This window comes from Marilutibacter maris, assembly GCF_006546735.2.
Taxonomy (GTDB): Bacteria; Pseudomonadota; Gammaproteobacteria; order Xanthomonadales; family Xanthomonadaceae; genus Marilutibacter; species Marilutibacter maris.
In genome coordinates, this window is sequence record NZ_VICD02000065.1 from 19,742 (window position 1) to 32,251 (window position 12,510).

Annotated in this window: 13 protein-coding genes; 5 read left to right on the top strand and 8 right to left on the bottom strand. The window is 70.6% G+C overall.

What is annotated here, in order from left to right:
• Positions 1-7: 7 nt before the first annotated feature.
• Entirely contained in the window at positions 8-1,129 is a 1,122-nt protein-coding gene (locus tag FKV24_RS04750) for an efflux RND transporter periplasmic adaptor subunit (RefSeq protein ID WP_249040920.1), read from the bottom strand.
• 148 nt (positions 1,130-1,277) lie between these two features.
• Here FKV24_RS04750 and FKV24_RS04755 point away from each other — a divergent pair, with 148 nt between their 5' ends.
• The 4 genes from FKV24_RS04755 to FKV24_RS04770 all read left to right on the top strand — a co-directional run bounded on the left by FKV24_RS04755 (position 1,278) and on the right by FKV24_RS04770 (position 4,686).
• Positions 1,278-1,940: a TetR/AcrR family transcriptional regulator gene (locus tag FKV24_RS04755; protein ID WP_141481556.1), complete on the top strand. Its 663-nt coding sequence runs from the start codon at positions 1,278-1,280 to the stop codon at positions 1,938-1,940.
• Between the two features lie 164 nt (positions 1,941-2,104).
• Entirely contained in the window at positions 2,105-2,773 is a 669-nt protein-coding gene (locus FKV24_RS04760) for a protein-L-isoaspartate O-methyltransferase family protein (protein ID WP_141481557.1), read from the top strand.
• 17 nt (positions 2,774-2,790) lie between these two features.
• Entirely contained in the window at positions 2,791-4,182 is a 1,392-nt protein-coding gene (locus FKV24_RS04765; protein WP_141481558.1) for a TolC family outer membrane protein, read from the top strand.
• A 240-nt stretch (positions 4,183-4,422) separates the two neighbouring features.
• Positions 4,423-4,686 carry a hypothetical protein gene (locus FKV24_RS04770; protein WP_141481559.1) on the top strand — a complete coding sequence of 88 codons (264 nt, stop codon included), beginning with the start codon at positions 4,423-4,425 and terminating at the stop codon, positions 4,684-4,686.
• Between the two features lie 86 nt (positions 4,687-4,772).
• On the opposite strand, the gene waaA is transcribed toward FKV24_RS04770, so the two are convergent.
• On the bottom strand, positions 4,773-6,104 hold the full coding sequence (gene waaA / locus FKV24_RS04775) for a lipid IV(A) 3-deoxy-D-manno-octulosonic acid transferase (protein ID WP_141481560.1): 1,332 nt from the start codon (positions 6,102-6,104) through the stop codon (positions 4,773-4,775).
• Between the two features lie 239 nt (positions 6,105-6,343).
• Here waaA and lpxL point away from each other — a divergent pair, with 239 nt between their 5' ends.
• The gene (lpxL, locus tag FKV24_RS04780; protein WP_141481561.1) at positions 6,344-7,261 is read left to right on the top strand and encodes an LpxL/LpxP family Kdo(2)-lipid IV(A) lauroyl/palmitoleoyl acyltransferase; all 918 of its coding nucleotides are present in this window, start codon (positions 6,344-6,346) and stop codon (positions 7,259-7,261) included.
• A gap of 42 nt (positions 7,262-7,303) precedes the next feature.
• Here lpxL and FKV24_RS04785 read toward each other — a convergent pair whose 3' ends face one another.
• The 6 genes from FKV24_RS04785 to FKV24_RS04810 all read right to left on the bottom strand — a co-directional run bounded on the left by FKV24_RS04785 (position 7,304) and on the right by FKV24_RS04810 (position 12,268).
• The gene (locus FKV24_RS04785) at positions 7,304-8,638 is read right to left on the bottom strand and encodes an O-antigen ligase family protein (RefSeq protein ID WP_141481562.1); all 1,335 of its coding nucleotides are present in this window, start codon (positions 8,636-8,638) and stop codon (positions 7,304-7,306) included.
• The gene (locus tag FKV24_RS04790) at positions 8,619-9,716 is read right to left on the bottom strand and encodes a glycosyltransferase (RefSeq protein ID WP_249040924.1); all 1,098 of its coding nucleotides are present in this window, start codon (positions 9,714-9,716) and stop codon (positions 8,619-8,621) included. The genes FKV24_RS04785 and FKV24_RS04790 overlap by 20 nt, the downstream gene beginning before the upstream one ends.
• Before the next feature lie 172 nt (positions 9,717-9,888).
• Positions 9,889-10,089, bottom strand: a complete 201-nt coding sequence (locus FKV24_RS04795) for a zinc-finger domain-containing protein (RefSeq protein WP_111267499.1) — start codon at positions 10,087-10,089, stop codon at positions 9,889-9,891.
• A gap of 155 nt (positions 10,090-10,244) precedes the next feature.
• Positions 10,245-10,949 (bottom strand): pirin family protein, encoded by a 705-nt coding sequence (locus tag FKV24_RS04800; RefSeq protein ID WP_141481563.1) that lies wholly within the window; start codon positions 10,947-10,949, stop codon positions 10,245-10,247.
• 77 nt (positions 10,950-11,026) lie between these two features.
• Positions 11,027-11,608: a YceI family protein gene (locus tag FKV24_RS04805; protein WP_249040921.1), complete on the bottom strand. Its 582-nt coding sequence runs from the start codon at positions 11,606-11,608 to the stop codon at positions 11,027-11,029.
• Positions 11,609-11,680: 72 nt separating this feature from the next.
• A complete protein-coding gene (locus tag FKV24_RS04810; RefSeq protein ID WP_141481565.1) occupies positions 11,681-12,268 on the bottom strand; it encodes a malonic semialdehyde reductase in 588 nt (195 codons plus the stop codon).
• Positions 12,269-12,510: the final 242 nt, after the last annotated feature.

The following is a 12,510-nucleotide window of genomic DNA, read 5'->3' on the forward strand; positions in this document are numbered from 1 at the left end:
GGCCGTCTCAGCGTTCCGGAACCTGGACCACCGGCTGCGGACCGGCCTGGTCCGCAGCCGCCGCCAGCTTGACCGGCCGGTTGTCGCGATCGACCGGCGCGACCTTCAGCCCCTCGCGCAGCAGATGGCCGCCCGCGGTGACCACCCAGTCCGAGGCGCCGATGTCGCCGCTCACCGCGACACGGTCCTGGCCGTAGGCGCCGGCCTGCACCGGCCGCAGGCGCAGGGTCGAATCCTTCGGGTCGACCACGAACACCGCGGCGCCTTCGCCGTTCTTCTGCAGCGCTGCCAGCGGCACTCCCAGCTCGGCCTCGCGTCCGCCATCGAGGTAGACCCGGGCGCTCTGGCCCAGTTCGAGACTGCCGGCCGGCGCATCGACGGTGACCCGCACCGCGAAGGTGCGCGATGCCGGATCGGCGGCGGGCGAGACCTCGCGCACCCGGCCCGGCCAGCGCTTGTCCGGACGCGACCACAACTCGACCAGTACCGGTCGACCCGGCGCGACCGTGGCGATCGCGCTTTCCGGTACCGCGAACGCGATCTCGCGCTCGCCGTCCGCCGCCAGCACGAACACGCTCTGGCCGGCGGCGACCACCTGCCCGGCCTCGGCCTGGCGCGCGGCGATCACGCCAGCGGCCGGCGCCCGCAGACGGGTGTAGGCGGACTGGTTGTTGGCAACCTGCAGGTTGGCGCGGGCCGCGTCGACCTGGCCCTGGGCGGCGATCGCGGCGGCATCCTGGGCATCGACCGCGGAACGGCTGACCACCTGTTCGGCCCCCAGCCGGGTGAACCGCGCGCGTTCGTCGCGGGCGCGCTTGAGCTCGGCCTGGGCCGCGCTCAGTTGAGCCTGCGCGGCCCGCGCCTGCGCGGCGTAGTCGTCGCCGTCGAGCACGGCCAGCACCTGGCCGGCCTCGACCCGGTCGCCGACGTCGACCCGGCGCTCGAGCAGGTTGCCGCCGACCCGGAACGCCAACGGGCTCTCCTCACGCGCCCGCACGTCGCCGGCGAACGCATTCACCGACGCGCTCATCGGCTGCGGTTGCGCCACCAGCACCGGGCGCGGCGCGCCATTGCCGTCGGTGCCGCCGCCGCATGCGGTCAACGCGGCGGCCAGCAACAGCAAGCTCAAAGGACGGCCCAGTGCCCGGCGAACGGGGGCGGATCGGGGCGCGCGCGTGCCGGTGGGGGACGGGTGGCGCATGGTGGAGGCCTCAGTCGAAATTAATGAACCAGGCGGTACTGTATAAATATCAAACCGCGTAGTCTAGTATTGAGGCATGTCCGAGAACCGCACTTCCCCCCCTGCGCCCCGCCCGACCGGTCCCGGCCGGCCCAAGGACCTGGCCAAGCGGGCCGCGATCCTCGACGCGGCCAAGCGCATCTTCACCCTGCAGGGCTTCGACGGCACCAGCATGGACCAGGTCGCCACCGAGGCCGGCGTCTCCAAGCTGACCGTCTACAGCCACTTCGGCGACAAGGAAGGGCTGTTCTCGGCGGTGGTGAAGGCCCATTGCGAGCAGCAGATGCCGTCGTCGCTGTTCGTGGAGCGCCCGGAACTGCCGTTGCGCGAACGCCTGCTGGAGATCGCCCAGGCCTTCTACGCGATGATCTCCAGCCCCGAGGCGGTCGCCGGCCACCGCATGATGTGCTCGCCGCAGATGGCCGAATCGCCGATGGTCCAGTTGTTCTGGGAGTCTGGGCCGATGCGGGTGCAGGGCGACTTCGCGCGCCTGCTGGAACGACGGATCGGGGTCGGCGAACTGGAGATCGCCCACGTCGAGCGCGCCGCCAGCCAGTTCTTCACCCTGCTCAAGGGCGAGCACCACGCGCGCCTGGTGTTCGGCTGCGCCGGGCCGCCGCTGGGCAGCGTCGACGAGCACCTGGCCGCCTCGGTGGACATGTTCCTGGCCGCCTATGCGACCGATCGGGGCCGGCACTGAGCGGCGCGGCGACACCTGCCGTTACTTGTGTACGGGTGACTTATGGCACTAAATCACCTTCGGCGCCGCGGCCATCCTTTGGCTTCCGGCGCGCGACCGTCGCCGCCCCTTCGCGGACGGTCGATTAGAATGTCGCACCTTTTCCGCGCACGACGAAACCCGACATGACGACGATGGACTTTGCCAAGGCACGCGAACTGATGGTCGAACAACAGGTTCGGCCGTGGGACGTGCTCGACCCGCGCATCCTTGACGTGCTGTCGACGCTGCCGCGCGAGGCCTTCATCGCCGAGGGCCGCCGCAACCTGGCCTATGCCGACATCGCCCTGCCGCTGGCGCACGGCGAGTTCATGATGAAGCCGGTGCTCGAGGGCCGCAGCCTGCAGTCGCTGGCGGTCGAGGCCGGCGACGAGGTGCTGGAGATCGGCACCGGCAGCGGTTTCCTGACCGCGTGCCTGGGCCGCCTCGCCCGCGAAGTGGTCAGCATCGAGCGCCACGCCGACCTCGCCGACAGTGCCCGTGCGCGCCTGGCCGAACAGGCGATCAGCAACGCCAGCGTGATCCACGCCGACGCCTTCGAGTGGGACAACGCGCGCCGCTTCGACGCGATCTGCGTGACCGGCGCGGTCGCCGATATCCCGCCGCGCTTCATGCACTGGCTCAAGCCCGGCGGCCGCATGTTCGCGATCCGCGGCCGCTCGCCGGTGATGGAAGCCGTGCTGGTGCATGGCGTCGACGGCGACGCTGTCAACGCCGCGCGCATCCAGTCGTTGTTCGAGACCGACCTCCCCTACCTCGCCGGTGCGGCCCCCGCACCGACCTTCGAGTTCTAAAGGAATAAGGACCCCGCATGATCCGCCGCCCCCTCTTCCTCGCCCTCGCCTTCGTGCTGGCGCCCTCGCTGGCCTCGGCCGAAGACCTGATGCAGACCTATGAACTGGCCCGCGCCGGCGACCCGCAGTTCGCCGCCGCCGAATCCAGCCGCCTGGCGACCCGCGAAGGCGCGGTGCAGGCGCGCGCGGCGATGCTGCCGCAGCTCAGCGGCTCGGCCTCGCTGACGCGCAACTGGAACGACTCCGACGGCGTCAACGTCATCGGAGGCTCCACTCTGCCGTCCAGCGACACCAGCAACGAGTCCGATACCCGTAGCTACGGCCTGCGTCTGGACCAGATGATCTACGACCACTCGCGGGTTAGCGCCTTCAAGAGCCAGAAAGCGCTGAGCATGGCCAGCGACTTCCAGCTCGACGCCGCCGGCAACGACCTGATCACCCGCACCTCGGCCGCCTACTTCAACGTGCTGGTGCAGCTGGAGACCCTGGCCGCCGCGCAGGCCGCCGAGGACGCGGCCAAGAAGCAGTTCGACTACGCCTCCAAGCGCCTGGAGGTCGGCCTGGCGCCGATCACCGACGTGCACGAGGCCCAGGCCCAGTACGAAAGCGCCCGTGCCAGCACCATCCTGACCCGAAACGCGGTCGAGGACGCCTACCAGGCGCTGGCCGAGATCACCGGCCAGCCGGTGCGCAACCTGAAGGCGCTGCCGGCCGATTTCCAGCCCTCGCTGCCGAACTCGATGGGCGTCGAGGACTGGGTGCAGACCGCGATCGACAACAACCCGGCGCTGCAGGCCAAGGAATACCAGCTCGAATCCGCCGAGGCCAATGTCAGCACGGCTCGCGCCGGCCACCTGCCGACCCTGTATCTGGGCGGAAACTACGGCGACACCAACACCGATGGCACTCAGACCAACAACCTGACCCAGGCCATCTCGGACTACGAGAACAACAGCAAGTCCCGCAGCATCGGCATCACCTTGAGCGTGCCGATCTTCGCAGGCGGCGCGACCCAGTCCGGCGTGCGCCAGGCGCTGGCCCAGCGCGACGTGACCCAGGACGAACTGGTCCAGCAGCGCCGCGCGCTCGAGCGCAACGCGCGCAATGCCTACCAGACCCTGGTCGCCGGCATCAGCGAGGTCGAGGCGCGCCGCCTGGCCCTGGTCTCGGCGCAGAGCGCCTACGACGCCTCCAACGTAGGCCTGGAAGTCGGTACCCGTACCGTGCTGGACGTGCTGCAGAACCAGCGCAACCTGTTCACCGCGCAGCAGGCCTACGCGCAGGCGCGCTACAACTACCTGCAGAACCGCCTGCTGCTGCAACAGGCCGCCGGCACCCTGAAGGTCGAGGACCTGCAGGACGTCAACCGCCTGCTGACCGTCGACGCCGAGGCCCAGGTCGATCTCTGACCCGCTCCTGCACGCGCACGATCGAGAAGGGCCGGCTCATGCCGGCCCTTCTTCGTTTATGGGGGACGGTGCCGGGACCTGTAGGAAACGACACCTGAAAGATGCCGCAGGAAACAGCGGTTCCGCGTTGACGCAACTCGCTTGTCCAAATAGAACGAAGCTGTCCTGACACGTTTCCAGGGCAGGCATGCCGCCGGCAACACAAGCGCGGCATCGCACTCATTCGACAAGGAGTCCACGATGAAGAAGGCCCTGTTTGGATCGGCGCTACTGGCCCTGGCGCTGGCGTACCCGGTGGCTTCAAGGGCCGAGTACTTGCTTCTGACTGCCTCGGGGAACGGCCCTACGGAAGAGGCCGCCCGTCAAGCGACCTACGAGGCCCTCCACACGCAGTGCGTCGTCGAGCGCAATGGAAGCCTGATGAGCATCGACATCGTTGCCTATCCGGGAGCGAATGGCGGCTGGGAATCTTCTGGTAGTGCGGCTTGCCGCACCGGCCGGTGAGACACCTCACCTCGATCAGATAGCGAGAGACCGGACCATCCGGCCTCTCGTATTCTCGACCCCAGCCCTCCGCTTCTGCACGCCCCCTAATACCGGCCAAATGCCTCCACCGGCGGCAGCACCGGCTCGATCAGCGCCATCGTCGCCGCCAGCGCGCCGCGACCGGACTCGACCAGCTCCAGGCCGGCCTCGACCATCCGCGCGCGCTCGTCCAGATTGTCGAGCAGATCGCCCAGCGCGCGCCCGACCGCCGCGGCGTCGCAGCCGATCTTGAGCGCGCCGGCACCGGTGAACAGGCGGCGGATCTCGGCGAAGTTGTGCAGATGCGGACCGGTCACGATCGCGGTGCCGGTCGCCGCCGGTTCCAGCAGGTTGTGGCCGCCGACCGCTTGCAGGCTGCCGCCGACGAAGGCGACGTCGGCACAGGCGTAGAAGCTGATCAGCTCGCCCAGGGTATCGACCACGAACACCTCGTCGGCGGCGCCGGGCCAGGTCGCGCGCGAGCGGGTCGCGACCCGCATCCCCGCCATCCGCGCCAGTTCGGCCACCACCCGGAACCGCTCCGGATGCCGCGGCACCCACAGCAACAGCAGGTCCGGATGCCGTTCGCGCAGGCGGCGATGCATTGCCAGCACCGCCGCCTCCTCGTCCTCGTGGGTGCTGGCGGCGATCCAGACCGGCCGGCCGCCATGGGCGGCCCGGCACTGCGCGGCAAAGGCGTCGATGCCGTCGGGCAGGGGCACGTCGAACTTCAGATTGCCGGTCCTGACCACCTGTCCTGCATCCGCCCCCAACCTGACGAAGCGCTCGGCGTCGGCCTGCGACTGCGCGGCGACCCGGGTGACCGTGCGCAGCGCGCGCGCGACCAGCGGCGCCAGCACGCGGTAGCCGCGCAACGAACGCTCCGACAGCCGCGCATTGAGGATATAGGCCGGAATCCCGCGGTCGCGGCAACCGAACAACAGGTTCGGCCACAACTCGGTTTCCATGATCAGGGCGACCCCCGGCTTGAAATGGGCGAGGAAGCGTCCGACCGCGCCGGGCAGATCGTAGGGCAGGTAGACGTGCTCGACCTCGCCTCCCCACAGCGCGTTGACCCGGTCCGAGCCGGTGGGGGTGATCGTGGTGATCAGCAGGCGCAGGTCCGGACGCGCGCGACGCAGCGCGTTGACCACCGGCGCGGCGGCGTTGACCTCGCCGACCGAGACCGCATGCAGCCACACCGTGCGTCGGCCCAGTTCGGCATCGGCCGGCGGCTGGTGGTAGACCGCGTAGCGCTCATGCCAGCGCAAAAGATAGGCCTGATGGCGGAAACCACGCCAGATCAGGTGATACAGGGTGACCGGCACCAGCAGGTAGAGCACCGCCGAGTACAGCCCGCGCAGCAGGCGCTCGAGCAGGTCGGGCGAGTCCTTCATCGGCTTCCCGACCCCAAAGGACCCGGCGCGATCGCCCCGCTACGGTGCGCCTGCCGCGCGGCGGCGACCGCGGTTCGGGGGCAGCGCGATCTACTGGCAAGCTGACGACGGGGCCTGGGCATCGGGGAAGGATAGCGAAGGGGCGCGCGATCCGCGCGTGCGGCGCGCGATCCGCGCCGTGCTGCTCCGCCACGGCCGCATCGCGCAGGGCGCCTCCGGCGTTGCCTTAGAATTCGTGGATGCGCGACGACACTCCGCTTCCCCGCCCGCCGCTCGGGCCCCGTCATTGGCCGATGTGGCTCGCACTGGCGTCGATGATGGTCGCCGCGCGCCTGCCGTGGACACTGCAGCGCCTGCTCGGCCGCGGACTGGGCGCGCTGGCGTTCGCCCTGGCCGGCAGCCGCCGACGTGCCGCGGCGACCAACCTGGACCTGTGCCTGCCGGAGCGGTCCCCGGCCGAGCGCGCGACCCTGCTGCGCGACAGCTTCCGCGACCTCGGTGTCGGCTTCCTCGAGTTCGCGCGCGCGTGGTGGGGCGACGCGACCCCGATGCGCAGGACCGCGAGGATCGAGGGCGTGGAGGCGATCGAAGCGATCCTCGCGCAGGGGCGCGGCGTGCTGCTGGTGTCGGGTCACTTCATGACCCTGGAGATGTGCGGGCGGCTGATGTGCGACCGGCTGCCGCTGGCCGGCATGTACCGCCGCCACCGCAGCCCGGTATTCGAGTGGGCGGTGCGCCGCGGACGCCAGCGCTACGCGGTGGCGATGTTCGCCAACGAGGAGGTGCGTCCGGCGATCCGTCACCTCAAGCAAGGCGGCATCCTGTGGTACGCCCCCGATCAGGACATGCGCGGCAAGGACACCGTGTTCGCACCGTTCTTCGGGGTGCCGGCGGCGACGATCACCGCGACCCACCAGTTCGCGCGGCTGTCGGGCTGCGCGGTGGTGCCGTTCTTCCATCGCCGCGAGGGCGCCGACTACGTGTTGCGACTGGGCGAGCCGCTGGCGGACTTTCCATCGAAGGACGTCGCCGCCGATACCGCGCGGGTCAATGCCGCGATCGAGGCGATGGTGCGCGAGGCGCCGAGCCAGTACCTGTGGATCCACCGCCGCTTCAAGCGGCGCCCGGACGGCGAAGCGCCGCCCTACGACAACTGACCGCGGCGGCTCATTGCCGTCGCGGCCTCTGCGCGATCGCGCTCAGCCCTCCTCGCGCGCCAGCAGGCTGCCGGCATACAGCGCGGCCAGCAGCAGGGTCAGCCCGCCCCAGAAGGTCGAGTAGAACGCGAGGTGGGTATTGAACGGGAACACCGTCACCGCCAACGCCAGCATCGCCGGACGCGCGTTCTCGCGCGCCGCGGCACCGGCGAAGCGCCAGGCGCGCCAGGCCAGCGCGGCGCCGGCCAGCCACAACAGCAGTCCGAAACCGCCGGTCTCGCTGAGTACCTCCAGCACCAGCTGATGGGCATGGAAGGCCGGGCCCTCGCCCCAGGCCGCCATCTCGTCCGGGGTCGGATCGCAGGCCGGGAACGCCTCGCGGAAGCCGCGCGCGCCGACCCCGTTGAACGGATGCTCGCGCGCCATGCAGGCGGCCGCGCCCCAGATCCGCGCACGCCCGGACAGGGCCGTGTCGACGCCGGCCTCGTCGCCGGTCAGCGCGTGCAGGGTCCGCTCCACGCGCTGGCTGACCTGCGGCGAGGTCAGGCTCAACACCAGCAGCAACGCGGCGCCGAACGCGAATACCCCCAGCAGCTTCTTCCAGCCCAGCAGGCGCCAGCCGGAGAACAGCAGCACCAGGCCGAAGGTGATCCAGGATGCGCGCGAGCCGGCCAGCACGACCACCACGCCGACCGCGGCGGCGGCCAGCAGCCAACCGGCACTGCCGAAGCGGCGCCCGGCGGCATACAGCGCGAACGGCGACAGGCTGGCCAGCACCAGGCCCAGCTTGAGGTTGCAGGGGCCGAGGATGCCGCTGAGGCGATCGACACCGGCGATCTCCTCCGCCGTGCACATGCCATGTCCGCTGATCATCTGCTTGATGCCGTCGATGCCGGCGAACAGCGGGCTGGTGCCGCTCGCCGCCTGGATCAGCGCGTCGACGGTCCAGATGCCGACGATCGCCGCCAGTCCACCGAAGGTGATCCGGCGTCCGCGACGGTCGGCCACGGCCGACGCCGCCAGCCACAGGAACGGCAGGTAGCGCAGGTCGCCGGCCGCCTCCTTCAGCGCGCGCCCCACGTCGACCGCATCGAACGAGGACACCAGCTCCGGCAGCCAGTAGGCGAAGAACAACACGCTGGTCAGCGCCCAGGCCTGGTGGCTGAGCAGGCCGGCGCCGCCACGGAAGCGCGAGACGGTCAGCCGGAACAGCGCGGCCAGGGCGCCCAGCACCAGCATCGCCTCGGCATAGCCCGGCGCCGGCCACAGCGCCACGTAGGCGAGGATCCAGGCCGGTGCCCAGCGCCAGCCCGGCGCGGCATCGTGTGGCGCCGCCGGTGCGGTCGCGGAACGGGTTTCAGTCGAGGAGTTCGTCATAGACGGCAAGTGTGGCGTCCTGCATCGCGCGCAGGGTATAGCGCGACATCGTAACGGCTGCGACAGGGGGCTGCGCGAGCAGCGTCCGCGCACGGCTGTGCAGCGCATGGGTGTCGAACGGCGGCGCCGCGCCGGCCGGTTGCAACTCCGCCAACAGCTCGCCGACCCCGCCGTGCGCCCAGCCCAGCACCGGCCGGCCGCAGGACAACGCCTCGATCACGGTCCGCCCGAACGCCTCGGGTTTGCGCGAAAGCTGCAGCACCAGATCGCTGGCCGCGTAGGCACGGGCGATCGCGTCGGTGGGCGCGGAGAACGCCACCGCTTCCGTGATGCCCAGTCGTCCCGCTTCGGCCTCCAGCTCGGCGATGTACGCCTCGCGACCCTGTTCGCGCGCGCCGGGCAGCCACAGACGCACGTCGTCGCCGTCGCCGCGCAACGCCGCCAGCAGCGCCAGCGCATCGGCATGCCCCTTCAGGCGGGTGCCGCGGCCGGGCAACAGCAGCAATGGGCCGTCCCCGGCCAGTTGCGGATGCAGGGCCGCCGCCCAGGCGCGCGCGGCCGGATCGGGGTACGCGGCGGGCGGGAACGCCGACGGCTCGATCCCGCGCGGAATCACCCGCAGCCTGGCCGCGTCGGTGGCCGGGTAGTGCCGCAGCACGTAGTCGCGCACCGTCTCCGACACGCAGACGACCCGCTCGCCGCGGGTCATCACCGCGGAGTAGCGCGAAGGCGAGTTCAGGCCGTGCACGGTCGTGACCAGGCGCGGCCGGCTCCTGGGCGGCAACCCACGCAGCGCCAGCACCGCCAGCCACGCCGGCAGCCGCGAGCGCGCGTGCACCAGGTCGACCCGCTGCTCGACGATCAACCTGCGCAAGGCGCGCGCGCGCAGCAGGGTCAGCGGCGACTTGCGGCCGATGTCGAGTTCGAGGTGTTCGGCGCCCAGCGCCCGCAGTCGCGGCACCAGCCGACCGCCGGCGGACACCACCAGCGCACGGTGCCCGGCGCGCACCAGCGCCTCGGCGACTTCCAGGGTCGAACGCTCGACCCCGCCCGAATCCAGCGCCGGCAGCAGCTGCATCACCGTGCGCCGATGCCCCGGACGCCGGCGCGCCTGTCCGGCGCCGGCATGCTCCGCATTGGCACGCTCCACGTCGGCATGGTCCATGCGTTCACCCTGCATGGCGGTCATCGTGTACGGCGGCCGTCACCCGGACCGGGAACGGCGCGGCGGGCGCCAGCGGCTTCGCCGCTCAGCCCTCGAGCACGAAGTGCGCGCCGCAATACGGGCACTGCACTTCGCCTTCGGCCTCGATCGGCAGGTAGACGCGCGGATGCGAGTTCCACAACGCCATCGACGGCGTCGGGCAGCTCAGCGGCAGGTCGGCACGCGTCACGGTGTAGCGCTGCTCGGCGTTGGCCTGGGTGGTGTGGGTGCTGGCGGCTGCGGTCATGGGTCGCGGGGGATCGGTCGCGGGGGAGGCAATTCTAGCAGCCGCGGCCGCCTCTCGAGACGATCGGCCGGCGCAGCGTCAGCGGCGACCGGGCTTTCCCGGGAAGGCCCTCGCGGCTTACGCCGCTCCTACGGTCTTTCCGGCGGTCGTGTGGCTCAGCCCGGCAGGTCGAACAGCAGGGCCAGGGCCTCGCCGTCGGCCCGCAACCGCAAGGCGCCGGTCTCGTCGCTGAAGCCCAGCGCATCGCCGGCCCGCAGTTCGCGCGCACCGACCCGGGCGCCGCCTCGGGCCAGATGCAGCCAATAGCGGCGGGCGGGATCGAGCGCGTATTCGGCCCCCTCCCCGTCATCGAGCCGGGCCTCGAGCACGCGCGCATCCTGGCGCATCGCCACGCTGCCCTCGGCGCCGTCGGGCGAGGCCAGCAGGGTCCAGCCGCCGCCAGGCACCGCCGCCGCGGCCTCGCGCTGGGCGTAGCCGGGCGCCGCGTTGACCCGGTCCGGCTGCAGCCAGATCTGCAGGAAATGCACCGGCTCGGTCTTCGATGCGTTGAACTCGCTGTGTTCGACGCCGTGCCCGGCGCCCATCCACTGCAGTTCGCCGGGACGGATCACGCCACCGCCGCCGCTGCTGTCCTTGTGCGCCAGCGCGCCCTCGAGCACGTAGCTGAGGATCTCCATGTTGGCGTGGCCATGGGTCGGGAAGCCGGCGCCGGGATCGACGCGGTCCTCGTTGATGACCCGCAGCACGCCGAAGCCCATCCACGCCGGGTCGTAATAGTGCCCGAACGAGAAGGTGTGGCGGCTGTCGAGCCAGCCGGCCTGGACATGGCCGCGGTCCTGCGAGCGACGTTCGATGATCATGGTGATGGCTGGGGGTGGGGGACGGAGATGGGATGACAGCGGCGCCGGGGCCCGATGTCCGGGCCCCGGATTCTGCCTTATTCCGCCTTCGGCACCATCGCCTCGACGGTGATCCGGATCTCGACCTCGTCGCTGACGTTGGGCGCGTACTTGCCGACGCCGAAGTCGCTGCGCTTGATCATGGTGCGGGCGTCGAAGCCGGCGGCCTCGCGCTTGCCCAGCGGATGCACGCCCAACTTGTTGATGGTGGTGTCCAGCAGCACCTGCTTGGTCACGCCATGCACGGTCAGCTCGCCCCAGATGCGCAGCTTGCTGTCGCCGGCGGCCTCGACCTTGCTGCTCTTGAAGGTGATCTCGGGGAACTGCCCGGCGTCGAAGAAATCGGCGCTGAGCAGGTGGTCGTTGAAGTCCGGCACGTGCGACTCCAGCCCGCTCAGGGGAATGGTGACGTTCACCGAGGACTGGCCGACGTTGTCGGCGTCGTAGACGATCGTGCCGTCGACATCGCCGAAGTGGGCGACCGGATGCGAGAAGCCGAAATGGCTCCAGGACGCGATCACGTCGGTGTGGTTGGGATCGATGTCGTAGGTGACCGGGGCCGCGAACGTGGCGGCGCTGGCGACCGACAAGGCGGCGGCAAGGACGATCTGCTTGAACATGACAGGCTCCATCGGAGGTTGGGCGGAGGGGCTGGGGTGAGCGTGAGACGGAATCGGGTGACGGCGCCGCGATCAGAGGATCCGCGCGGCCTCGTCGAACGACAGCCGCGGCGAGCGCGGGAACAGCTTGGCCGGGTCGCCATGACCGAGGTTGATGAGGAAGTTCGACTTGATCGCGGTGCCGGCGAAGAACGCCGCGTCGACCCTGGCGTTGTCGAACCCGGACATCGGGCCGCAGTCCAGGCCGAGCGCGCGCGCGGCCAGCAGCACGTAGGCGCCCTGCAGGCTGCCGTTGCGGAACGCGGCGTCGTGGCGGTTCTCGCGCGGGCCTTCGAACCAGCTCTTGGCGTCGGTATGCGGGAACAGGTACGGCAGCTTGTCGTGGAAATCCTGGTCGAAGGCGACGATCGCGGTGACCGGCGCGGCCATGGTCTTGGCGTAGTTGCCCTTGTCCAGGGCCGGCCCGAGCTTGGCCTTGGCCTCGGGCGACTTCACGAACACCAGCCGCAGCGGGCTCATGTTGGCGCTGGTCGGACCCCACTTGGCCAGTTCGTACAGCTGGCGCAGGGTGTCGTCGCTGACCTCGCCGCCGAGCTCGTTGTGGGTGCGGGCGGTGCGGAACAACTGGTCGAGGGCGGCGTCGGGCAGGGTCCTGGACATCAAGGGTCTCCAATTGCGGTGGTGTCGGCATGAGGCCCGCGCAGGCGCCGGGCCAACCATCGGCCCATTCGGGCGATGGGGCCCGGACGTTACAGGCGTCCGCGGCGGGCAGGGCAAGTGTAGAGTCTCGGAAATCAGCTCACCGTCTTCACGCCCGGAACGGATTGGCGCCACTCGTGCAACAAAGAGACAGCCAGACACCGAAAAACACCACCACGTGGACGCTCAGCGACGGCCACGCC